At 64.7% G+C, this 21,500-nt stretch carries 22 protein-coding genes and 1 tRNA gene; 11 read left to right on the top strand and 12 right to left on the bottom strand.

The genetic code is table 11. The features are described from left to right. Positions 1–16: 16 nt before the first annotated feature. The 8 genes from NYR58_RS17080 to moaA form a co-directional block, all read right to left on the bottom strand. A complete protein-coding gene (locus NYR58_RS17080; RefSeq protein ID WP_261522365.1) occupies positions 17–892 on the bottom strand; it encodes an NAD(P)-dependent oxidoreductase in 876 nt (291 codons plus the stop codon). Between the two features lie 48 nt (positions 893–940). Next, the gene (locus NYR58_RS17075; RefSeq protein ID WP_261522364.1) at positions 941–1,771 is read right to left on the bottom strand and encodes an ABC transporter permease; all 831 of its coding nucleotides are present in this window, start codon (positions 1,769–1,771) and stop codon (positions 941–943) included. Beyond that, entirely contained in the window at positions 1,768–2,481 is a 714-nt protein-coding gene (locus NYR58_RS17070; RefSeq protein ID WP_261522363.1) for an ABC transporter permease, read from the bottom strand. The genes NYR58_RS17075 and NYR58_RS17070 overlap by 4 nt, the downstream gene beginning before the upstream one ends. A gap of 147 nt (positions 2,482–2,628) precedes the next feature. Further along, positions 2,629–3,414, bottom strand: coding sequence for an ABC transporter substrate-binding protein (locus tag NYR58_RS17065; RefSeq protein ID WP_261522362.1), 786 nt, complete (start codon positions 3,412–3,414; stop codon positions 2,629–2,631). Between the two features lie 129 nt (positions 3,415–3,543). Continuing rightward, positions 3,544–4,056: a molybdopterin-guanine dinucleotide biosynthesis protein B gene (mobB, locus tag NYR58_RS17060; protein ID WP_261522361.1), complete on the bottom strand. Its 513-nt coding sequence runs from the start codon at positions 4,054–4,056 to the stop codon at positions 3,544–3,546. Continuing rightward, positions 4,053–4,664 carry a molybdenum cofactor guanylyltransferase MobA gene (gene mobA, locus NYR58_RS17055; RefSeq protein WP_261522360.1) on the bottom strand — a complete coding sequence of 204 codons (612 nt, stop codon included), beginning with the start codon at positions 4,662–4,664 and terminating at the stop codon, positions 4,053–4,055. The genes mobB and mobA overlap by 4 nt, the downstream gene beginning before the upstream one ends. Positions 4,665–4,674: 10 nt before the next feature. Continuing rightward, positions 4,675–5,880: a multidrug effflux MFS transporter gene (locus NYR58_RS17050; RefSeq protein ID WP_261522359.1), complete on the bottom strand. Its 1,206-nt coding sequence runs from the start codon at positions 5,878–5,880 to the stop codon at positions 4,675–4,677. Positions 5,881–6,050: 170 nt separating this feature from the next. Further along, positions 6,051–7,046: a GTP 3',8-cyclase MoaA gene (gene moaA / locus NYR58_RS17045; RefSeq protein ID WP_261522379.1), complete on the bottom strand. Its 996-nt coding sequence runs from the start codon at positions 7,044–7,046 to the stop codon at positions 6,051–6,053. A 181-nt stretch (positions 7,047–7,227) separates the two neighbouring features. Here moaA and NYR58_RS17040 point away from each other — a divergent pair, with 181 nt between their 5' ends. Further along, on the top strand, positions 7,228–7,581 hold the full coding sequence (locus tag NYR58_RS17040; RefSeq protein WP_261522358.1) for a DUF971 domain-containing protein: 354 nt from the start codon (positions 7,228–7,230) through the stop codon (positions 7,579–7,581). Continuing rightward, positions 7,571–8,203, top strand: coding sequence for a pyridoxamine 5'-phosphate oxidase family protein (locus NYR58_RS17035; RefSeq protein WP_261522357.1), 633 nt, complete (start codon positions 7,571–7,573; stop codon positions 8,201–8,203). The genes NYR58_RS17040 and NYR58_RS17035 overlap by 11 nt, the downstream gene beginning before the upstream one ends. An 8-nt stretch (positions 8,204–8,211) precedes the next feature. Here the strand turns inward: NYR58_RS17035 and NYR58_RS17030 are convergent, their stop codons facing one another. Beyond that, a complete protein-coding gene (locus NYR58_RS17030; protein WP_261522356.1) occupies positions 8,212–8,664 on the bottom strand; it encodes a MarR family winged helix-turn-helix transcriptional regulator in 453 nt (150 codons plus the stop codon). Positions 8,665–8,709: 45 nt separating this feature from the next. Here NYR58_RS17030 and NYR58_RS17025 point away from each other — a divergent pair, with 45 nt between their 5' ends. Together NYR58_RS17025 and NYR58_RS17020 are read left to right on the top strand one after the other, a co-directional pair. Next, a complete protein-coding gene (locus tag NYR58_RS17025; protein ID WP_261522355.1) occupies positions 8,710–9,639 on the top strand; it encodes an alpha/beta fold hydrolase in 930 nt (309 codons plus the stop codon). Between the two features lie 157 nt (positions 9,640–9,796). Then, positions 9,797–11,680, top strand: coding sequence for a L,D-transpeptidase family protein (locus NYR58_RS17020; RefSeq protein WP_261522354.1), 1,884 nt, complete (start codon positions 9,797–9,799; stop codon positions 11,678–11,680). Between the two features lies 1 nt (position 11,681). Here the strand turns inward: NYR58_RS17020 and NYR58_RS17015 are convergent, their stop codons facing one another. From NYR58_RS17015 to gph, 3 genes are all read right to left on the bottom strand, one after another. After that, positions 11,682–13,136, bottom strand: a complete 1,455-nt coding sequence (locus NYR58_RS17015; RefSeq protein WP_261522353.1) for a TrkH family potassium uptake protein — start codon at positions 13,134–13,136, stop codon at positions 11,682–11,684. An 81-nt stretch (positions 13,137–13,217) separates the two neighbouring features. Further along, positions 13,218–13,292 (bottom strand) — tRNA-Val (locus NYR58_RS17010). 55 nt (positions 13,293–13,347) lie between these two features. After that, entirely contained in the window at positions 13,348–14,043 is a 696-nt protein-coding gene (gene gph, locus NYR58_RS17005; RefSeq protein ID WP_261522352.1) for a phosphoglycolate phosphatase, read from the bottom strand. A 100-nt stretch (positions 14,044–14,143) separates the two neighbouring features. Between gph and rpiA the strand changes: the two genes are divergently transcribed. From rpiA to NYR58_RS16970, 7 genes are all read left to right on the top strand, one after another. Beyond that, on the top strand, positions 14,144–14,848 hold the full coding sequence (gene rpiA / locus NYR58_RS17000; protein ID WP_261522351.1) for a ribose-5-phosphate isomerase RpiA: 705 nt from the start codon (positions 14,144–14,146) through the stop codon (positions 14,846–14,848). A gap of 31 nt (positions 14,849–14,879) precedes the next feature. Next, positions 14,880–15,431: a DUF2059 domain-containing protein gene (locus NYR58_RS16995; RefSeq protein ID WP_261522350.1), complete on the top strand. Its 552-nt coding sequence runs from the start codon at positions 14,880–14,882 to the stop codon at positions 15,429–15,431. 121 nt (positions 15,432–15,552) lie between these two features. Further along, positions 15,553–16,935 (top strand): glutathione-disulfide reductase, encoded by a 1,383-nt coding sequence (gene gor / locus NYR58_RS16990; RefSeq protein ID WP_261522349.1) that lies wholly within the window; start codon positions 15,553–15,555, stop codon positions 16,933–16,935. A 143-nt stretch (positions 16,936–17,078) separates the two neighbouring features. Next, on the top strand, positions 17,079–18,455 hold the full coding sequence (locus tag NYR58_RS16985) for a class II 3-deoxy-7-phosphoheptulonate synthase (RefSeq protein ID WP_261522348.1): 1,377 nt from the start codon (positions 17,079–17,081) through the stop codon (positions 18,453–18,455). A gap of 113 nt (positions 18,456–18,568) precedes the next feature. After that, entirely contained in the window at positions 18,569–18,985 is a 417-nt protein-coding gene (locus NYR58_RS16980) for a GFA family protein (RefSeq protein ID WP_261522347.1), read from the top strand. A gap of 18 nt (positions 18,986–19,003) precedes the next feature. Beyond that, the gene (locus NYR58_RS16975; RefSeq protein ID WP_261522346.1) at positions 19,004–19,591 is read left to right on the top strand and encodes a hemerythrin domain-containing protein; all 588 of its coding nucleotides are present in this window, start codon (positions 19,004–19,006) and stop codon (positions 19,589–19,591) included. Between the two features lie 50 nt (positions 19,592–19,641). Then, entirely contained in the window at positions 19,642–21,318 is a 1,677-nt protein-coding gene (locus tag NYR58_RS16970) for an NAD+ synthase (RefSeq protein ID WP_261522345.1), read from the top strand. Positions 21,319–21,500 lie beyond the last annotated feature (182 nt).

The raw sequence follows: 21,500 nt of genomic DNA, 5'->3' as shown, positions 1-21,500 counted from the left end.
TTCCTCCTCCCCTTCCTCAGCCTTTCCGTTCGAGCCGGGCCAGCAGCGAGGAGGTATCCCAGCGCCTGCCGCCCATCTCCTGTACCTCTTTATAGAACTGGTCCACCAGCGCCGTGACCGGCAGCTTGGCGCCGTTCTCGTTGGCCTCGGCGAGGCAGATGCCGAGATCCTTGCGCATCCAGTCCACAGCGAAGCCGAAATTGTACTGGCCGGCATTCATGGTCTTGTAGCGGTTTTCCATCTGCCATGAGCCGGCCGCCCCCTTGGAAATGACCTCCACCACCTTCTCGATGTCGAGGCCCGCCTTCTTGCCGAAATGTATGCCCTCGGCCAGTCCCTGCACGAGGCCGGCGATGCAGATCTGATTGACCATCTTGGTCAATTGTCCGGCTCCGGCCGGCCCCATCAGGCCCACCATGCGGGCATAGGCTTCGATCACCGGCTTCGCCTTGTCGAAGGTGGCCTGGTCTCCTCCGCACATGACGGTGAGAACGCCGTTCTCCGCCCCGGCCTGACCGCCCGAGACGGGCGCGTCGATGAAGCCGAGCCCGCGCTTCTGCGCCTCGCTGGCCAGCGCGCGCGCGATGGTGGCGGATGCCGTGGTGTTGTCGATGAACACGGCGCCGGCCTTCATGGCGGCGAATGCACCGTCCTCGCCCAGCGTGACGGAACGCAGATCGTCGTCGTTGCCCACGCAGGCGAAGACGAAGTCCTTGTCCCGGGCCGCTTCCGCCGGCGTGGGAGCCATGGCGCCGCCGTGCTCTGCCACCCATTTCTCCGCCTTGGCGGCGGTGCGGTTGTAGACGGTCACGTCATGGCCGCCGCGATTCTTGAGATGGGCAGCCATGGGATAGCCCATTATGCCGAGTCCGATGAATGCGACCTTCGCCATTCGGCTTTTCCTCCGCTCTTTTCGGGTGGGGTGGGGGATCGTCAGGGTTCACCGACGCAGATGCCGTGTCAACCGGCGTTCGATACGGTCGATCGTCATGCGCAACGCCTCCACGATCCCCAGATAGATGAGGGCGGCCCAGATATAGGTCTGGAAATCGAAGGTGCGTGAATAGGCGCGCCTGGTCTCGCCCATGAGGTCATACACGGTGATGATGGCGACGATGGCCGACGCCTTCAACATCAGGATGACCTCATTGCCATAGGGTCGCAGGGCCACGAGCGCGGCCTGCGGAAGGATGATCTTGTAGACGGTCTGCCAGCGCGACAGGCCGAGGGCCGCCGCCGCCTCCCACTGGCCGCGCCCGACGCTCTCGAAGGCGCCGCGCAGGATCTCCGCCTGATAGGCCGAGGTGTTGAGGGAAAAGGCGAAAATGGCGCAATACCACGCCTCGCGAAAAAAGCCCCACAGGCCAACGGCCTGCAGCTCGGGCCGGAAGGAACCGAGGCCGTAGTAGACGAGAAAGGTCTGCGCCAGCAGCGGTGTTCCGCGGAAGAAATAGACATAGGCATAGGCGAGGGTGGCTATCGCCTTGTGTTTCGAGCGCCGTCCGAGCGCCACGGGGACCGACAGGAGCGCCCCCACCACGATGGAGATGACGACAAGCTTGACCGTTATCCAGAGGCCCGAGAGGTAGTTTGGCGCATACCGCCAGAAGAGATCGGGATTCCACGCCCGCACCAGAAAGAGAACGATGCCGATTCCGAAAAGCGCCCACAGGCCAAGCAGCAGCGCACCGGCCAGGCGCGTGCGGCTCCACCTTCTGGCGGGAACGGGCGGCGGCAGTTCGGCGCTGGAAGAGGTGCCTGACAGGCTCATCGCATCACCCCGCCGGCCGATACGCGCCGCTCGATGGCTGCGAACACGATGGAAGACAGCATGGCCAGCACCAGATAGAGCAGGCAGGCAACGCCGAAGAACAGAAAGGCTTCCTTGGTCACGCGCGCGGCGATGCCCGCCTGGCGCAGAATGTCCGACAGCCCGATGACGGAGACCAGCGCCGTATCCTTCAACAGGATCAGCCAGAGATTGGACAGGCCCGGCAGAGCGAGGCGGACAAGCTGCGGCAGGATGACGAGCCGCATGGTGCGCCACCGCGAAAGGCCGATGGCGTAGGCTCCTTCATACTGGCCGTCGGGAATGGCGCGGAAGGCGGAAAGGAAAACCTCGCTCGCATAGGAGGAGAAAACCACGCCCAGCGCCACCATGCCGGCCACGAAGGCGTTGATCTCGATGCCCGATTCCGCCCCGGCGAAGCGCATGAGCTGCTGCACGGCGATCTGTGCGCCGTAGAAGACCAGAAACAGGGTGAGAAGTTCGGGCAGGCCGCGGAAGATCGTGGTGTAGATGTTGGCGGCCAGGCGCATGAGCGCATCGTCGGAGCGTTTGCCGAGTGCCACCAGGAAACCCATGGCCAGCCCGAGCGGCAGCGTGGCGAGTGCCAGCGACACGGTGACGACCACGCCGGCGGCAATCTGGTCGCCCCAGCCCTGCGGGCCGAAGCTCAGAAGCGTGAGAATGCCATCCATCGTTCAGCCGTTCCCCCTGGCGCGCCCCCTGATTGTTTTATCGAGCGTCAGGCCCTGGCGGGCCCGCGCATGCCGGACGCGCTGCGATTGTGGAAAGCGGCGGAAATGGGATTCCGCCGCTCCCTTCTGGAAATACCCTTGCCGGCACTATTCGCCATAAACGTCAAAGGCGAAGTATTTGTCGTTGATTTCCTTGTACTTTCCGTTTTCGCGGATGGCGCGGATCGCGGCGTTGAACTTCTCGCGCAGCTCGTCTTCGCCCTTGCGCACCGCAATCCCGATACCCTCGCCGTAGATTTCCTCGACAGGCTTCAGTGTATCGAGCACCTTGCAGCACTCGCCATCGGGCGTGTCCAGCCACTCCTGCAGGACGATCACGTCGTCGAGAACGGCATCCAGCCGGCCATTGGCCATGTCGAGCTTGTATTCCTCGGCGGTGGGATAAACCCGCACCTCGCTGTCGGGAAAGCTCGCCTCGGCAAACTGGGCATGGGTGGTTGCCGCCTGGGCGCCGATCACCTTGCCGGCGAGGTCTTCCGCCGTGACGCCCGTGATGTCGGAATCCTTCATCACCACCAGCGCCGGCGGGGTGTTGTAATACTTCTCCGTGAAGTCGACCTGCTGCTTGCGCTCCTCGGTGATCGACATGGAGGCGATGATGGCGTCGAACTTGCCGGCCTGAAGGGCGGGGATGATGCCGTCCCAGTCCTGGGTCACGAAGGTGCATTCGGCGTTCATTTCCTCGCACAGGGCGCGGGCGATGTCGATGTCGAAGCCCTCGAGCTGACCGTCGGCCGTCAGATTGTTGAAGGGCGGGTAGGCCCCTTCCGTGCCGATGCGGATCTGCATCTTTTCCTGCGCCGTGGCCGCGCCCGCCGCTACTGCCAGTGCCGCCGCCGACAGGCCAAGTGCAATACGCCGTGTAATACGCATAAGTGTTCCTCTCTGTTCTCGTCCGCTCCGCGTTTTTCCAGCCGGATGCGGAGCTTGAGGCGCGATATTCCCACCCTTCGCGATAGAATTGCAAGCCGTAAAGCGCTGTTATCTGCAGACAATCCGCGGCTATTCCATGCCGAGATGGGACAGGATGAAGCCGGCGATGCCTGGTATGTCGTCGAGGAAGAAGAAGGGCAAGCCGGCCTCCTGCCGGTCGGCCTCGTCACTGGCGATGGCGACGATCCCCGGCAGGGAACCGGCGAGGGGCGTTTGGTCGCGCGCCTCCTTTCGCCGGCATTCGATCTTGGGGTGCGCCTCGTTCTTGTAGCCTTCGACCAGCACCAGGTCGCAGGGTGAAATGCGGGCGAGCACGGTGGCAAGCGAAGGCTCCTGCTCTCCGGTTGCCAGTTCGTGCATCTGCGCCCATCGCCGGCTGGAGACGATGACGGTCTCCATTGCACCGGCCTGGCGATGGCGGAAGGAGTCCGTGCCGGGCTGGTCGATGTCGAAGCTGTGGTGAGCGTGCTTGACCGTTGCCACCTTCAGGCCCCGTTCGGCAAAAGCGGCCACCAGGCGCACGGTCAGCGTCGTCTTGCCGGAGTTCTTCCAGCCCGTCACTCCGAAAACGCGGTGTGTCATCGCAAGGTCTCCGCCAGGCGTTGGGCTCTGCGCAGGTCGTCCTGCGTGTTAATGTTGAAGAACGGGTCAATGTCTCCGTCAATGGCGAAATCCACCATTTGCGGCTCGTGGCGCCCGCCTGCGAAGGCGCGCATGGAGGAGGGGCCTTCGACATCGAGAAAGCCCTCCAGATCATTTGCAAGGGCCACCGGCCAAAGGGCAAAGGTGGGGTGAGGGTGCCCGCCCGAGCGCGGCAGAACGATGCGGCGCATGCCATCGCTTGCCGCCTGCAGGCGGAAGACGAGATCGCGAGGAAAGAAGGGCGAATCGGCCGCCGCCGTGGCGATGCCGGAAAAGCCGCGCTCTTCCGCCCAGCGCATTCCCGTCAGCACGCCGGCCAGAGGGCCGACGCCGTGCAAAATGTCCGGCACCACGTCGAGGGCGAAGGCTGCGAAGCGTTCCGGTGTGCCGTTGGCGTTGAGAATGAGCGCATCGACCTGGGGGGCAAGCCGTGCGGCCACATGGGCCAGCAGCGGCTTTCCGCCAAGCAGACGCAGGCACTTGTCGCCACCGCCCATGCGCGTGGCGCGCCCGCCGGCCAGGATGACGCCCGCGATGCGCTCGCCCATTATGCTCCTCCTAAAGCGCGCCCTTCCGCCGGGCGACCTGTATGACATAGAGCGTGGTCAGCACGGCGCAAAGGGAGGAGAAGAACATGACGAGAAGCAGCGGATAGGGCCCCGACTCATCGGTCAGGAAAGCCCCGGCGAGGACGGAAAGTGCGGCACCTCCGCCAATCTGCAGCGCGCCGCCCAGCCCCGAGGCCGAGCCGGCCAGATGCGGCCGCACGCTGACCACGCCGGCATTCGCATTGGGCAGCGCGATGCCGTTGCCCAGACCTACGAAGAAGGTGGGACCGAACAGCGACAGCGGGTGAAAACAACCGAGAAGGAACAGCAGGATGGACAGGCCGGTTCCGATCACGGCGAAGAGGTTGCCGGCGAGCATCATGCGATTGATGCCGACCTGTCGCGAATAGCGCCCGGACAGGAAGTTGCCCAGCGCATAGCCGACGGTGATGACAGCGAAATAGAGACCATAGGCGGACGGCGAAAGCCCGAGAAGCCGCGTCGCCACGAAAGGCCCGCCGCCGAGAAAGGCGAAGAAGGCGCCGGAGGTGAAGGCGGCGGTGGCCGAGTAGCCCCAGAAGCGGTGTGACGAGAACAGTTCCGGGTAGTTGCGGAACTGGCGCGTCATGCTGGCCGAGCGATGGGCGTTGGTCTCGCCGAGGTCGAGATAGACCACGAGAAAGGCAACCACGCCAAAAGCGAGCATCAGGTGAAAGGTGGACTGCCAGCCATAAAGCTCGTCGAGGATACCGCCGATCATCGGGCCGACCATGGGGGCGACCGTCATGCCCATGGTGATGTAGCCGATGCGGCTCGCCGCTTCGTCTGCACCCACCGTATCGCGCACGATGGCGCGCGACAGCACCATGCCGGCCGCCGAAAACGCCTGCAAGACGCGGCACAGCAAAAGCGCCTCGATCGTCGGCGCGCGAATGGCCGCCAGCGTGCTGAGAATGAAAACGGCGAAGCTGAACAGCATGACCGGACGGCGGCCGAAACGGTCCGAGGCAGGGCCGATCCCCAGTTGCAGCACGGCGGTGGCCACCAGATAGAGCGAGACGTTGAGCTGCACGATGGCGTAGTCCGCGTTGAAGTAGCTTGCCATGCCCGGCAGCGACGGCAGGAAGACATTCATGGAGACGGAGGCCGTTGCCGCCGCGATGACGAGGGTCAGGATGTGCGGCGGAGTGGTGCTGTCGAAGGGACGGGCGGTCATCGTCTGCTACGGGATCCTCTGACATGTCGGCCGCAATGGCCGCACGCATCCTCCTCTCGCTTGCGGAACCGCCCCCGGTGCCGGCAAGGCGCGTGTCGCAGCGGATTTCATAAGCTTTGCTTATGATCGAAACGCGTGCAAGGCAATCGGCCAGGCGGACAAAAACGTTGTCAGCCGCCGGTGACGCTCATGTGGCGGGAAACGGCGGGGCGTTTCGTGTTGCGGTCGATGACGAAGTCGTGTCCCCTGGACTTGCGCGAAATTGCCTCGTCGATGGCACGGGAGACGAGCTCGTTGCCCTCCGAGGCGCGCAGTGGCGCGCGCAGATCGGCAGCATCCTCCTGGCCGAGGCACATGTACAGCGTGCCGGTGCAGGTCAGCCGCACGCGGTTGCAGCTTTCGCAGAAATTGTGTGTCAGCGGCGTGATGAAGCCGAGCCGGCCGCCTGTTTCCGCCACTTCCACATATCGGGCAGGGCCGCCCGTTTTGTAGGGAGTGTCGGTGAGGGTGAACCGCTCCTCCAGCCGCGCGCGCATCTGCGAGAGCGGCAGATACTGGTCGGTCCGGTCAGCGTCGATCTCGCCCATCGGCATGGTCTCGATCAGCGTCATGTCCATGCCCCGGCCATGCGCCCAGGTGAGCATCTCGGGGATTTCGTCCTCGTTGAAGCCCTTGAGCGCGACCGCGTTGATCTTGACCCGCAGCCCCGCTTCCTGTGCCGCATCGATGCCCTGCATGACCTTGTCGAGGTTGCCCCAGCGCGTTATGGCGCGGAACTTCTGCGGGTCGAGCGTGTCGAGGGAGACGTTGACGCGCTGCACGCCGCAGCGGGCGAGCTCGCCGGCGAAACGGGCAAGCTGCGAACCATTGGTGGTGAGCGTGAGCTCGTCGAGGGCGCCGCTTTCGAGGTGGCGGGAAAGCTGGCGGACCAGATGCATGATGTTCTTGCGCACCAGCGGCTCGCCGCCGGTCAGCCTGAGCCGCCTCACGCCCTTCTCGATGAAGACCGAGCACAGCCGCTCCAGTTCCTCCAGGCTCAGCAGATCCTTCTTGGGCAGGAAATGCATGTCCTCGGCCATGCAGTAGACACAGCGAAAGTCGCAGCGATCCGTCACCGACACGCGCAGATAGGTAATGGCGCGCCCGAAGGGATCGATCATGTTCACGGTTTCGCTCATCCTGCCTCCTGCCCGTGCGAGCCCGAACCCTGAATGTGGCTGCGCGGTCTGGATTTTCAATGCCCGATGCGCACGCTAGCACCGTGCCGCGGCAGGAGGCAATGCAGGCGATGCACGGTGGCCCTTCCAAGCGCTGCGATCATGGCGTAGGGGTTGCGCGGAGGCTGCGATGAAACCACCCACGGAACTGCGTGTTTCGAAGGATCGGAAGCTGCTCACCGTCACCTTCGACGGCGAGGCGTCGATGCCGCTCAGCGCCGAGATGTTGCGCGTTCTCTCGCCTTCGGCGGAGGTGCAGGGCCATTCGCCCGATCAGCGCGTGACCGTCGCCGGCAAGAAGGATGTGGCCATCGCGCGCATCGAGCCGGTGGGCAACTACGCGGTACGCATCGTCTTCGACGATGGCCACGAGACGGGGCTTTATACCTGGAGCTATCTGGCCACGCTGGGCCGCGAACGCGAGCGGCGCTGGCGGGACTATCTGCGCGCGTTGGAGGAAAAGGGAATGAGCCGTGAACGCTGAAGCGGGGAAGCAGGGACGGATCGAAACGGTTGAGGAGCTGGAATCCCTTTATGGCCGACCCGCCCGGACAGCCCTTGTCAAAGAGATCGACCACATCATCCCCTGCTATGAGGCGTTCATCCGGGCCTCGCCTTTCGTGGCGCTGGCCACTGCCGGGCCGGAAGGGCTCGACTGTTCGCCGCGCGGCGACAGGCCCGGCTTCGTGCATATCCATGATTCACGCACGCTCATGATGCCCGATCGGCGCGGCAACAACCGTGTCGATTCGCTGAGGAACATCGTACGCGATGGACGCGTCGGCCTGCTTTTCCTTGTGCCGGGATCCGGCACGACATTGCGCGTGAACGGTCGTGCCCATCTTTCCGCCGATCCGGCCCTCTGCCTCTCCCTTGCCACGGAGGGAAAGTCACCGCGCTCTGTCATCGTCATCCATGTGGAAAGCATCTATTTCCAGTGTGCACGGGCAATCCAGCGTTCTCGTTTGTGGTCAATGGATGCGCAGGCGGATGCGACACTGCTGCCCACTCCGGGTGACATCTTGGCTCAGCTTAGTGGCGGCGACATCGATGGCGCGACCTACGATGCCGAATGGCCGGCGCGCGCCGCAAAGACCATGTGGTAACGTCGCCTCTATTCCTCCTCCAGTGCCTCGACGATGCGGCGCATATGCGCGCCGATGGCATCGCAGGTTTCCGGGCTTGATTGCGCCATGACACGGTCGATGAGCGCGGTGTAGACCGCGAGTGCCTTCATCAGCAGCGCCTCGCCCTCTTCGGTGAGATAAAGGCGCATGACGCGCCTGTCCTTCTCGTCGCCCTCGCGGCGCAGCAGATTCTGCTTTTCGAGCTGCGGCAGCAGCATGGTGATGTTGGAACGGCCGACGAGAAGCCGCCGTGCCAATTCGTGCTGCGAGGTGCCCGGATGGCGGTAGAGATTCATGAGGATGTCGAGTTGCGCCACCTTCAGGCCAAGCGGAGCCAAGGCGCGCGAGAGAACGCGCATCACCGCCTTTTCGGCTCGGATCACCGCGATCCAGTTGCGAAAGCGCGGGTTGTCCCAGGGGAGCTCTTGCCGCTTGTTCATGCTTGAACTATAATGTTCATGGTTGAACTGAATGGAGTCCTCATAATGTCCTGGCCCTTGCCGCTTCTTGCAGGACTATTTTGCACAGCAGAGACGTTTGCGCCACGTCTGGCGGGACGCGCCGCCTTCGCCCTGTTCTGCCGCACGCCCGATCCGGCCCGCGCCTCGCAGCGTGCGCGCGAGGCGGTGCGCGCGGCCAGGCCGTTCATGGCGCAGGCGCGCAAGCACAGGCTGACCAGCGCATATGGGGATTTCGTCTGCCACGAGTTCCGCCCGGCAGCGGGCGGCAGGGGGTGGGCGACGGCGCTGGTGGTGCATGGCTGGGGATCGCGCACCGAGCACTTGCAAGCCATCATCGAGGCGCTGCGCGGGCAGGGGATGCGCGTGGTGGCGCTGGATCTGCCGGGACACGGCGCTTCGCCGGGGCGCCGGCTCAACATGGCGCAGGCCGTGGCCGCGGTGGGCACGGCGCAACTTTGGCTCGGCCCGTTTTCCCTCGCTGTCGGCCATTCGTTCGGCGGGGCGGTGGTCGTCAGCGCAGCCGCGGGCGCGGTGGCCGGTCTTGCGCCACTCGCGGTCGATCGCCTGGTATTGATTGCCGCTCCCAATTCGATGCAGGAGGTGTTTCAGGTCTTCGCGGATCGCTGCCGGCTTGGCCGGCGCACGCGCGCGGCCCTGAATGCCGAGGTGGAGCGGATCACGGGCGCCCCTCTCTCCACATTCTCCGTCGCCGCCCAGATGAGGCGCCTTGCCGTTCCCGCGCTTGTTCTCCATGCGCCGGACGACCGCGAGGTGCCGCCCGCCGATGCCGAGGCCATCGCCGCTGCCGGCCCGCATGTCGAGCGCCGCTGGATTGCCGGCGCTGGCCACCGGCGCATCCTTTCCGATCCGCGCGCGGTGCAACAGGTGGCCGCCTTTGCCGCGGGGCTTGGCACGCCGGCGAAGCGGGGACGTGTAGCGATCACGACTTCGTGAAGAAGGGGGCGTGAGGGCAACCCGGCCGCCGGTTACGCTCTCTTCACCGAGCCGATATAATCTTAACGATTGGTGGATTCTTTCCGGCTATTCGGGGGAGTGGTCGGCGAAGTCCAGCATTGCCATTGCGGGGCGGGACGATTGCAGGGGTGATTTCATGACGATCAGCTTCGGAAAACGCAGCGGCCTCTCGGTGCTGGCCCTTGCCGTCGCGATGGGCGCGACGGCAGCCCCCGCCAATGCCGAGCGCTATCTCTTCGACATCCTGTTCGGCAATGGCGGCGACAGGCAGCGCATCTACAGGCCGGGCCCGGATGTCCCCGCCAGCCGGCAACAGCAGGGCGAGGCCAGGCGCCGCGATGAGGAGGCGCCGCGCAAGCCGCTGCCGAAGGTCTCCGCGCCGTCCTTCTATACCTACCGCGCGGAGGCGCTGACGAAGGTGGATTTTGCCGCTCTTGCCGCCGCGCTTGAGGGCAGGGCAGGCAGCGCATCCTTCCGCGCCGCGCTCGGCGAACTGGAAGGGTTCGACCTTTCCGCCGAGAAGGAGATTGCTGCAGCGCTCCTTGACCACTACACGCGCCAGCCGGAATTCGTCTGGATTGACGACAAAGGACCCAACGAGCGGGCGCGCGCAGTGCTGGAGGTGCTGAACGATGCCGCCTCCCATGGGCTCTCCGAGGCGGACTATGCCGTGAGCTTGCCGCCGGCCGCTGGCGCGCCCGATGAGCCGCAGAAGTACCGCCGGGCGGCCATGCAGTTCGAGATGACGCTTTCGGCGCGCGCCCTGCGCTATGCGCGCGACGCCAGGCTCGGCCGGGTCGACCCCAACAAGCTCTCCGGCTATCACGACCTGCCCGCAAAGCCTCTGGAGGAGGCGCGCGTCCTCGATATCCTTTCGCGCACCGCAAAGCCCGATGCGTATCTGCTTTCTCTGCAGCCGCGAAACGCGCTCTATGCCCGCCTCCGCGAGGAGCTGAGGGCGCTCAGGGAGAGCCCGGAAAAGGAAATCGTCGTCGACCCGAAGACCTTCGTGCGCCCCGGCGACAGCCACCCCGAGTTTCCCAAGATCCTGCGCATCATCGAGCGCGATGCCGATGACGACTTCCGCGCCGAGCACGGCGCATTGCTGCTTGCCCATGCCGGCAGCGAAACTTATGCGCGGGAGCTCGTGCCGGTCATCAAGGCGGCGCAGAAGCGGCACGATCTCAATCCCGACGGGATCGTCGGCCGACAGACGGTTGGCGCGCTTGCCGGGGAATCGAAACAGGCGCGCATCGAGAAAGTGCTGCTGGCGATGGAACGCCTGCGCTGGCTGCCTTCCTATCTCGGCAGCACGCGGGTGATGATCAACGCCGCCTCCTTCACTGCCAGCTTCATCGAGAATGGGGAAGAAAAGCTTTCCATGCGCACCGTGGTTGGGCGCCCGTCCAACCAGACGAGCTTCTTCTACGACGAGATCGAATATGTGGAGTTCAATCCCTATTGGGGCGTGCCGCGCTCGATCCTCGTCAATGAGAAGCTGCCGCGACTGCGGCGCGACCCCGGCTATCTCGACCGGGCGGGCTACGAGGTGTTCAATTCGCGCGGCCAGCGCGTCTCCTCGACTTCGGTCGACTGGGGACGCTATGGCAGCAATATCCCCTTCAGCGTTCGCCAGAAGCCTGGTCCGCAGAATGCGCTCGGGGAGCTGAAGATCATGTTCCCCAACCGGCACAGTATCTACATGCACGACACGCCGGCCAGGCAGCTCTTTGCCCGCGACACCCGTGCCTATAGCCACGGCTGTGTGCGGTTGGAGAATCCGCGTGCCATGGCGGCAGCCGTGCTGCGCACCTCGGAGGACGAGGTGGCCGGCGAAATTGCCAAAGGCCGCAACGGACGGCGCAACGTGCCGCAGAAGATCCCCGTCTATGTCGGCTATTTTACCGCCTGGCCTGAGGCTTCGGGGGCGGTCGGCTACCACCCCGACACCTATGGGCGCGACGAGCGCCTGAAGAAGGCTCTGGCAAGTGTCGAGGAGACACGCGCGCCGGGAAGCTGATTCAGTTGCGCCAGAATGTGGGTGTGAGGATGACGAGCACGGCCAGGATCTCCAGCCGCCCGAGCAGCATGGTGACCGACAGGATCCATTTTGCGTAGTCGCTGAGCGAGGCGAAATTGCCGGCAGGTCCGACAATGGGGCCGAGCCCGGGGCCGACATTGGTGAGCGCCGTCAGCGACGCGGTGATCGCGGTCGTCATATCCAGATTGCCGGCGGCAAGCGCCAGCGTCACCGCCACCCAAACGAGAATGAAGCCGATCACATAGAGCGTGATGGCGCGCAGCATCTCCTCGTCCACCGTACGGTTTCCATAGCGCAGCGGTTGCACCGAGCGTCCGTAAACCAGCATTCGCAGGCCGTTCTGCAGCATGCGGGCGAGGATCAGGAAGCGATAGGCCTTTATCCCGCCCGAGGTGGAACCCGAGCAGCCGCCGAGGAACGTGGCGAAAAAGAACACGGTGACGGCGAAGGGCCCCCATAGCGTGTAGTCCTCGCTGGCATATCCGGTGGTGGTGATGATGGAAACCAGATTGAAGGTCGTGCTGGTGAGCGCCTCGCCGAAGGGCGTGCCGTCCACGATGCGCCGGTGCATGGCGAGCGCCAGCACGAAGGCGATCACATAGGCGAGAAAGAGGCGAATCTGCGGGTCGCGCAGGGCGTCCAGCCGGCCGCGCACCACCAGAAGGATAAGGATGGAGAAGGGCAAAGCCCCCAGGATCATGAACACGGTGCTGATCCAGAGCACGGCATCGCTCTGAAAATAGCCGAGCGACGCATCGTGGGTGGAGAAGCCGCCCGTTGCCACCGTCGTCATGGCATGGTTGACCGCGTCGAAGGTGCGCATGCCCACCGCGGCATAGGAGATGGCGCACAGGGCGGTGAGCACCACATAGATGCCCACCAGCGCGTGAAGAAAGCTCGACAGTCGCTCGAAGGGCCGATCCTCGATGTCGGAAGATTCGATGCGGAAGAAGGAGAAGCCGCCCACATTCAGCATCGGCAGAAAGAACAGGCCGAGCGCGATGACACCCAGCCCGCCGATCCATTGAAGGATCGAGCGCCACAGCAGAATGCCGGGCGGCAGATCGTCGAGCCCGGTAATGACAGTGGAGCCGGTGGTGGTGACGGCCGAGACCGACTCGAACACCGCGCTGGCAAAATCGAGATTGAGCGAGGCGGCATAGAGGGGAAGGGCGCCGATCAGCCCGACAGTGAGCCACAAGGTCACCACCACGAGAAAGGCCAGCCGGGTGGAGCGGATGGGCGTTCGGTCGCGCGTGGCGGCCGCCACGGTCAGCGCCACTGCGCCTGTCGTGAAGGCGGAGACGGCAAAGACCTGCCAGTCGCTGTGGCCGTAGTAGAGATCGACCGCCGCCGGGACGAGCATGGCCCCCGCGATATACAGCGCAAAGATGGATGCCACGAAGGCTGACGCTCTGACGACCGAGGCGTGCACGATGGGTCGCTTTCAGGATTGCATTGACTGGCTCGTGAAACAGCAGCCTTGCTGCCGCGCTCCCTTGGGTCCTCTTGGAAGTGGTGGGCGCGGTAGGGATTGAACCTACGACCCCACCCGTGTGAAGGGTGTGCTCTCCCGCTGAGCTACGCGCCCGCCCGACCGGTCAATGCCGAGCGCGCGGCGATATAAGGGGTGGCCGGCGCGGAAGTCAAGACGCCGTTTGGTCGGCAGCCGCTTCCACGAGTTCTTCCACAAGCGACACGGTGAGGGCATCGAAGTGGGAGATGACGCGGCTCGGCTCGAACAGGTGCACGGGACGGTCGGTGTAGCCGAAATCCACCGCGACGACGGGAATGCCGGCGGCCTTGGCCGCGTCGATGTCGGCCCGCGAATCGCCGACCATGACGGCAAGTCCCGGGGCGCTGCCGGCCTGCGCGATCGTGTCGAGCAGATGCCGCGGATCGGGTTTCCTGTAGGTGAAGGTGTCGCCGCCGCTGATGGCCTCGAAATGCCCGGCTATATCGAGCCCTTCCAGAAGCCGTCGCGCCGGCCGTTCGTGCTTGTTGGTGCACACCGCTGCCTTGAAGTCGGCCCGGCGCAGGCGGTCGAGCGCTTCCAGTACGCCGGGAAACGGGCGCGAGCGCCCCGGGATGCCCGCCTCGTAGTGCTCCAGAAAAAGCGCCTGGAGGGAATCAAGGTCGCTGTCGGGCAGCGTCTTGCCGCGTGATGCGAAGGCGCGCGCGATCATGGCGCGGCTTCCCGAGCCCACGAAGCGGCGGACATCCCCAAGGTTCACTGCTGGCTCGCCGGCGCTCTGCAGGCAGTGGTTGAGACTGTCGAGCAGGTCAGGCGCTGTATCGACGAGCGTTCCGTCGAGATCGAAGACGACGATGGGTGCGGTCATCCGTTTCCCCTTGGCACGGTGCGGAGGATTGCCGGCGTGAAAGGCATTTGCCGGCCGCGGCGAAAAAAGTTAGGAAGCATGCCAAAACGCTCGAGGCAAGATGACTGAGGACACCAAAGCGCTGAAGATCGAGGCCGCGCGTGCGGCGCTCGCAAATGTCGAGCCCGGCATGAAGCTGGGATTGGGCACCGGCTCCACGTCGGAGGAGTTCGTGCGTCTGCTGGCAACCAGGGTGGCCGAGGGGCTTGAGATCGTCGGCGTTCCCACCTCCATCCGCACGGAAACGCTGTGCCGCGAACTCGGTGTGCCGCTCACCACACTGGATGAAACGCCGGAGCTCGATCTCACTGTGGACGGCGCCGACGAGATCGGCCCCGGTCTGGCGCTCGTCAAGGGCGGCGGCGGGGCGCTTCTGCGCGAGAAGATCGTTGCCGCGGCATCCCGCCGCATGATCGTCATTGCCGACGAAAGCAAGCTCGTGGAGGCGCTCGGCCGCTTTCCGCTGCCCATCGAGGTCAATGCCTTCGGCCTGCGCGCCACGATGCTGGCCATCGAGGCAGCCGGCCGGCGCTTCGGGTTGACCGGCGAGATCAGGCTGCGCATGGCGGACGGGAAACCGTTCGTCACCGATGGCGGCCACCACATCGTCGATGCATCATTTGGCCGTATTCCGGCGACAAGAGCATTCGCTGACGAACTCAACGCCATTCCCGGTGTCGTGGAGCACGGCCTCTTCATCGGGCTTGCGAGCCTGGCCATCCTGGCCGGCCGAGACGGCATCAGGACAATCGACGCGCAAAGCTGACAAGAACCCGAGAAACGGAGCAGGACCGACAATGAAACTGGCAAGATGCGCCCGCCTTGTTGCGCTCACCGCCGCAATGGCTCTCACCGCCTTCTCGATGCGGGCAACGGCTCAGGAGATTTCTGATTCGCATCTGAAGGCGGCCTATGCCGCCATCGACGCGATTGCCGCCACCAACGATTTCGACGCGATCCTGCCGCAGGCCGCGCAACGGCTGAAGGCGGAGCTTATCCAGCAGAGCCCCAACATGGTGGAACTCATCAACGCCACCGTCGACCAGAAGGCGCTTGAGCTGGCGAGTCGCCGCGCCGACCTGGAGCGGGAGGCCGCGCTTGCCTATGCGCGGGTCTTCAGCGAGGAGGATCTCAGCGCAATCACCGAGTTCTACACCTCGCCGGCCGGCAAGAAGCTTCTCTCCGATGGCCCGATCGTCACGCGGGAAGTGCTGCAGGCGGCCGAGATATGGCAGCGCGGTCTGGTGCGCGATCTCGCAAACGCCGTCGGCGAGCAGCTGCAGGCGGCCAGTGGCGCCCAGGCGCCTGCCGAGGGCGAAACGGGGGCGGAGCCCGGCGCCGGCCAGTAGGCGGCAGCAAACGGATTGTTGAACGCAATTCGATGGCCCGGCGCGCGCGCCGGGCTTTTCTTTTCATTGCGCATCCCATAGCTGAAGGTGGCATTGCAGGCAGAACCATGGACAGGACAGCATGGCGGACTTCGATCTCGATCTCTTTGTCATCGGCGGCGGCTCAGGCGGCGTGAGGGCAGGGCGCCTTGCCGCGGCCATGGGCAAGCGTGTGGCGGTCGCGGAGGAATACCGCTTCGGCGGCACCTGCGTCATTCGCGGCTGCGTGCCGAAGAAGCTGTTCGTCTATGCTTCCCAGTTTCGCGAGCATTTCGAGGATTCGGTGGGTTATGGCTGGTCGCCCGGCGAGCCGCGTTTCGACTGGCCGACCCTCGTGGCCAACAAGGATCGGGAGATCGCCCGTCTCGAAGGGCTGTATCGCAAAGGGCTGAAGAATGCCGGCGCGCGGATCATCGAGGGGAGGGCCGTGCTCGTCGACCGGCACACGGTGCGCGTCGGCGATGAAACGCTGACGGCGGAGAAGATACTCATCGCCACTGGCGGGCGGCCGAATCCGCACAAGGCCCTGCCGGGGCACGAGCATTGCATCTTCTCCAACGAAGCCTTCGACCTTGCCGCGCTTCCGCGTGCGATTGCCATCGAGGGCGGCGGCTATATCGCGGTCGAGTTCGCCAACATCTTCCATGGTCTCGGCGTCGACACGACGCTGATCTATCGCGGCAAGGAGATCCTCGGCCGCTTCGACGGCGACCTGCGCCGCGGAGTGCACGAGGCAATGGAGGCCAAGGGGATCCGCATTCTCTGCCACGATATCCTGGAGGCCGTGGAAAAGCGCAGCGACGGGCGGCTGGATGCGAGGCTGAAATCCGGCGCGACCATGACCTTCGACCAGGTGATGCTGGCCATCGGCCGTATTCCCAACACCCAGGATCTGGGACTGGAGGCGGCCGGCGTGAAGACAGGACCCCGGGGAGAGATCCTGGTGGACAGCTACTCGCGCACCAATGTCGAGAACATCTGGGCAATCGGCGACGTCACAGACCGCGTGCAGCTCACGCCGGTCGCCATACACGAGGCCATGTGCTTCATCGAGACGGCATTCAGGAACAACCCGACCGAAGTCGACCACGAGAACATCGCCACGGCCGTCTTCTCCCAGCCGGAGATCGGCACGGTGGGCCTGAGCGAGGAGGACGCGGCAAGGCGCTACGATGCGCTGGAGGTCTACCGGGCCAGCTTCAGGCCGATGCGCCACACGCTCTCCGGCAGACAGGAGAAGATGATCATGAAGCTGGTCGTCGATGCGGCCTCGCGCCGCGTTGTCGGTGCCCATATCCTGGGGCCGGATGCGGGCGAGATGGCGCAGCTTCTCGCCATCCCCATCAAGGCGGGCCTGACGAAGGACGCGTTCGACCGCACCATGGCCGTCCACCCCACCGCCGCCGAGGAGTTGGTGACGATGTATGAACCGAGCTACCGGGTGAAGAACGGGCAGCGCCTTTGAGGGACCGGCTTGCGGCGCGCCTTTTGCCGATTTCCGTCGCCGGCCGGGCAAAAGCGGGGTAGTATCGGGGGACAGCTTCCGCTAAATAGCCGCTTTCCGGCCGGCACGGGCCTGCCGGGGACGCAAAGCCTATGGGTGTGGACATGACGAAGTGGTCGCCGAGTTCGTGGAGAAACAAGCCAATCTGCCAGGTGCCGGACTATCCGGACCAGGTGGCGCTGGCCGAGGTCGAGGCGCGCATGGCCACCTATCCGCCGCTGGTTTTTGCGGGTGAGGCCAGAAAGCTGAAGCGGCAGCTTGCCAGCGTGGCCAATGGAGAAGCCTTTCTGCTGCAGGGCGGCGACTGCGCGGAGAGCTTTGCCGAGCACGGGGCCGACAACATCCGCGACTTCTTCCGCGTCTTCCTGCAGATGGCTGTGGTGCTGACCTTCGCCGGCGCCCAGCCTGTGGTGAAGGTGGGCCGCATAGCCGGCCAGTTCGCCAAGCCGCGCTCCTCCGACACGGAGACGAAGGACGGAGTCACGCTGCCTTCCTACCGCGGCGACATCATCAACGGCATCGGTTTCGACGAGGTGTCGCGGCTTCCGGATCCGGCGCGCCAGGAGATGGCCTATCGCCAGTCGGCGGCCACGCTCAACCTCCTGCGCGCCTTCGCCCAGGGCGGTTTCGCCAATCTCGAGAACGTGCACAAGTGGATGGTGGGCTTCATTTCCGACAGCCCGCAGGGTGAGCGCTACAAGGCGCTGGCCGACCGCATCACCGAGTCGATGGACTTCATGCGCGCCATCGGCATCAACGCCGAAAGCCATCCTTCGCTGCGCGAGACTGATTTCTACACCAGCCACGAGGCGCTGCTTCTCGGCTATGAGGAGGCTTTGACACGCGTCGATTCCATCTCCGGCGAATGGTATGCCACCTCCGGCCACATGATCTGGATCGGCGACCGCACGCGCCAGCCCGATCACGCGCATGTGGAGTATTGCCGGGGCGTCAAGAACCCGCTCGGCCTGAAATGCGGTCCTTCGCTTGAGCCGGACGGCCTTCTGCGCCTGATCGACCTGCTCAATCCGGAGAACGAGCCGGGCCGGCTGACGCTGATCGCCCGCTTTGGTGCCGAGAAGGTCGGCGAGCACCTGCCGAGGCTTGTGCGGGCGGTGGAGAAGGAGGGCCGCAAGGTGGTCTGGTCCTGCGACCCCATGCATGGCAACACCATTTCGCTCAATGGCTACAAGACCCGGCCCTTCGACCGCATTCTGAAGGAGGTGGAGACCTTCTTTGCGGTGCATCGCGCCGAAGGCACACATCCGGGCGGCATCCACATCGAGATGACGGGCAAGAACGTCACCGAATGCACCGGCGGCGCGCGCGCCATCTCGGCCGACGATCTTTCCGACCGCTACCACACGCACTGCGACCCGCGCCTGAATGCAGACCAGGCGCTGGAGCTTGCTTTCCTGGTGGCCGAGCTGCTCAAGAAGGACGCAGCCGCGCAGCCGGCACGGAAGGTTGCTGCCGTTTAGGACAGGGCCTGCCCCCGTCGTCAGGCATTGTTGATCGCAGCGTTCAGCGCTTTGCGTTTCAAGAGCCCACCCCGCCATGCCATAGTGGCGGGGTTTTTTTCTGGAGGATTGCCATGTCGCAGACGAAACGGGGAAGCTGCCTTTGCGGGGCGGTGCGCTTTCGCACGCACGGCGCCCTGCGCGGCGTCGTCTATTGCCATTGCTCGCAGTGCCGCAGGCAGTCCGGCCATTTCTATGCCGCCACGGATGTCGATGATGCATGCCTCGAGATCGAGGGTCCCGACAATCTCACCTGGTATGCGGCTTCGGACTTCGCCAAGCGCGGCTTTTGCCGCACCTGCGGTTCGGCCCTTTTCTGGAAGCGCAACGGGGCGGACAGAACCTCGGTCATGGCTGGCAGCTTCGACCAGCCAAGCGGGCTGAAACCCGAGGCCCATATCTTCGTTGACGACAAGGGCGATTACTACGAAATCGCCGACGGCCTGCCGCAATATGCCCGTTCCACGGATTCGGTGCCCGTGGCCGGCTAGGAGTGGAAGCGATCGACGATGACCGACCTGCCGCCAGCGCTTCATCTCGAAAACCGCCGGCAATTGCCCGAGGATCTGCGCTTTCTGGTTCGGAGATATCCGCGCGAGACGTGGGGCAGCCATGCGAATCTGGACGAGATGGCGCAATTCTGGCTGCAAAGGCACGACATGTTCCGGGAGCTGGGCGGCATGCTGCGGCGCGGGGTGGACGACTACCGTGAAGGCAGGCTGCCGCCAGCCTCGTTCGCTCAGTGGTTCGCGCCCCGTTTGCGCTTCTTCCTGCAGCAGCTTCACGGCCACCATCAGGTGGAGGATCTTCATTATTTCCCCGTCTTCGCAAGGGCGGAGCCGAGACTGCAGCGGGGCTTCGACATTCTCGACAGTGACCATCACATCATCCACGAGGCGCTGGAAAGGAATGGCGAAAGGGCGCGCGAGCTCCTGCTGGCGCTTCGGCAGGATGCCGACCGACAGCGCTTCGCTGCCGATGCCTATGCCGAGGAGAATGTGCGGCTTGTCGCCATGCTCGCCCGCCATCTCGACGATGAGGAAGACCTTGTCATCCCGCTGATGCTGGAGCGGGGTGAAGACGGCTTCGCCGGTTGAGCCTTGCCGCGCGTGTTGCATGGCGCGGAAGGCCAAGCTACAGGAGCCTCATGAACGTGGCTCCCGATACTCTCCGCATCGCCGTTGCCCAGCTCAATCCGACGGTGGGCGACATCAACGGCAATCTCGCCAAGGCCCGCGAGGCGCGCGCCGACGCCGCCCGGCAGGGCGCCGATCTGGTGCTGTTTACCGAGCTATTCATCGCCGGCTATCCGCCGGAGGATCTGGTTCTCAAGCCCGCGTTCGTGGCAGCCTGCGAGAAGGCGGTGGACGCCTTCGCGCAGGAGACCGCCGATGGTGGCCCGGGGGTCGCCATCGGCACGCCGCTTTCCCGTCCTTCAGGCATCCACAATGCCATCGTGCTCCTGGATGGCGGCAAGATGATCGCGGAGCGCTACAAGATCGATTTGCCGAATTACGGCGAGTTCGATGAAAAGCGGGTCTTCAAACCCGGTGCCAGCATGCCCGGTCCGGTCAATTTCCGCGGCGTGCGCCTCGGCATCCCCATCTGCGAGGACATATGGGGAGACCTTGGCGTGTGCGAGACGCTGGCCGAGTCCGGCGCCGAGATCCTCCTGGTGCCCAACGGCTCTCCCTATTATCGCGGCAAGCTGGAGGTGCGCCACCAGGTTGCCATCCGGCAGGTGATCGAAAGCGGCCTGCCGCTTCTTTACGCGAACATGGTGGGCGGTCAGGACGAGCTGGTCTTCGACGGCGCCTCTTTCGCCATCTCGGCGCAAAAGCGGCTGGCCTTCCAGATGAGCCAGTTCGAGGAAACGGTTGTCGTTACCACCTGGCGGCGTGAGGGCGACGGCTGGTCGTGCGATGAAGGGCCGATGTCGGTCATCCCCGATAAGGAGGAAGCCGATTATCGCGCCTGCATGCTGGGCCTGCGCGACTATGTGAACAAGAACGGCTTCAAGAACGTGGTGCTCGGGCTTTCTGGCGGCATCGACTCGGCGCTGTGTGCGGCGCTGGCGGTCGATGCGTTGGGCGAGGAGCGGGTAAGGGCGGTGATGATGCCCTATCGCTACACCTCGCAGGCCTCTCTCAAGGACGCGGAAGACTGTGCCCGCGCGCTCGGCTGCCGCTATGACATCGTCCCCATCGCCCCTCCCGTCGAGGGCTTCACCGAAGCGTTGGCCCGGCTCTTCGACGGAACCGGCGCAGGCGTGACGGAGGAGAACCTGCAAAGCCGCGCCCGCGGCACGCTGCTGATGGCCATCTCCAACAAGTTCGGTTCCATGGTCGTGACCACCGGCAACAAGTCGGAGATGTCGGTGGGCTATGCAACGCTCTATGGCGACATGAATGGCGGCTTCAATCCGATCAAGGACCTCTACAAGATGCAGGTCTATGCGCTGGCCCGCTGGCGCAACGCGCATGTGCCGCCCACCGCGCTTGGACCCTCCGGCGAGGTCATCCCCGTCTCCATCATCGAAAAGGTGCCGTCGGCGGAGTTGCGCGAAAACCAGACGGACCAGGATTCCCTGCCTCCCTATCCCGTTCTCGACGATATTCTCGAGTGCCTTGTGGAAAACGAGATGGCTGTCGACGAGATCGTGGCGCGCGGCCACGACCGCGAGCTGGTGCATCGCGTCGAGCACATGCTCTATGTCGCCGAATACAAGCGCCGGCAGGCAGCACCGGGTGTGAAGATCACGCGCAAGAACTTCGGCCGCGACCGCCGCTATCCCATCACCAACCGGTTTCGGGACCGCTCGTAGCGCCTCGGACGCGGGATGGAGCCGTGTCCATGCCGTCATCCCGCCCGGCAGGGCGGGCCGGCAACCGGATTGCGCCCCCTGCCGCGCCACTTTGGCGTACCGTCGGGCGCATCATCGGCTTGCATCGCGCGCACAAGGCCCTAGGATGCGCGCCGACCCGCCGAGTCCGGCGCGGCGCTGGC

The sequence above is a fragment of the Chelativorans intermedius genome, from assembly GCF_025398255.1.
In the GTDB taxonomy this organism is placed as follows: Bacteria; Pseudomonadota; Alphaproteobacteria; order Rhizobiales; family Rhizobiaceae; genus Chelativorans; species Chelativorans intermedius.
The sequence above is the reverse complement of the archived record's forward strand: the minus strand, read 5'-3'. Positions and strand labels throughout refer to the sequence as shown.

Bases quoted from the DNA above. Each gene is read 5' to 3' on its own strand.
- NYR58_RS17030 (WP_261522356.1), bottom strand. From the start codon at position 8,664: ATGAACAAGCGGCAAGAGCTCCCCTGGGACAACCCGCGCTTTCGCAAC.
- gph (WP_261522352.1), bottom strand. From the start codon at position 14,043: ATGACCGCACCCATCGTCGTCTTCGATCTCGACGGAACGCTCGTCGAT.
- NYR58_RS16980 (WP_261522347.1), top strand. From the start codon at position 18,569: ATGTCGCAGACGAAACGGGGAAGCTGCCTTTGCGGGGCGGTGCGCTTT.
- NYR58_RS17040 (WP_261522358.1), top strand. From the start codon at position 7,228: ATGAAACCACCCACGGAACTGCGTGTTTCGAAGGATCGGAAGCTGCTC.
- mobA (WP_261522360.1), bottom strand. From the start codon at position 4,664: ATGGGCGAGCGCATCGCGGGCGTCATCCTGGCCGGCGGGCGCGCCACG.
- NYR58_RS17075 (WP_261522364.1), bottom strand. From the start codon at position 1,771: ATGAGCCTGTCAGGCACCTCTTCCAGCGCCGAACTGCCGCCGCCCGTT.
- NYR58_RS17070 (WP_261522363.1), bottom strand. From the start codon at position 2,481: ATGGATGGCATTCTCACGCTTCTGAGCTTCGGCCCGCAGGGCTGGGGC.
- NYR58_RS17020 (WP_261522354.1), top strand. From the start codon at position 9,797: ATGACGATCAGCTTCGGAAAACGCAGCGGCCTCTCGGTGCTGGCCCTT.
- NYR58_RS16985 (WP_261522348.1), top strand. From the start codon at position 17,079: ATGACGAAGTGGTCGCCGAGTTCGTGGAGAAACAAGCCAATCTGCCAG.
- NYR58_RS17025 (WP_261522355.1), top strand. From the start codon at position 8,710: ATGTCCTGGCCCTTGCCGCTTCTTGCAGGACTATTTTGCACAGCAGAG.
- NYR58_RS16975 (WP_261522346.1), top strand. From the start codon at position 19,004: ATGACCGACCTGCCGCCAGCGCTTCATCTCGAAAACCGCCGGCAATTG.
- gor (WP_261522349.1), top strand. From the start codon at position 15,553: ATGGCGGACTTCGATCTCGATCTCTTTGTCATCGGCGGCGGCTCAGGC.
- mobB (WP_261522361.1), bottom strand. From the start codon at position 4,056: ATGACACACCGCGTTTTCGGAGTGACGGGCTGGAAGAACTCCGGCAAG.
- NYR58_RS16970 (WP_261522345.1), top strand. From the start codon at position 19,642: ATGAACGTGGCTCCCGATACTCTCCGCATCGCCGTTGCCCAGCTCAAT.
- rpiA (WP_261522351.1), top strand. From the start codon at position 14,144: ATGACTGAGGACACCAAAGCGCTGAAGATCGAGGCCGCGCGTGCGGCG.
- NYR58_RS16995 (WP_261522350.1), top strand. From the start codon at position 14,880: ATGAAACTGGCAAGATGCGCCCGCCTTGTTGCGCTCACCGCCGCAATG.
- NYR58_RS17080 (WP_261522365.1), bottom strand. From the start codon at position 892: ATGGCGAAGGTCGCATTCATCGGACTCGGCATAATGGGCTATCCCATG.
- NYR58_RS17065 (WP_261522362.1), bottom strand. From the start codon at position 3,414: ATGCGTATTACACGGCGTATTGCACTTGGCCTGTCGGCGGCGGCACTG.
- NYR58_RS17050 (WP_261522359.1), bottom strand. From the start codon at position 5,880: ATGACCGCCCGTCCCTTCGACAGCACCACTCCGCCGCACATCCTGACC.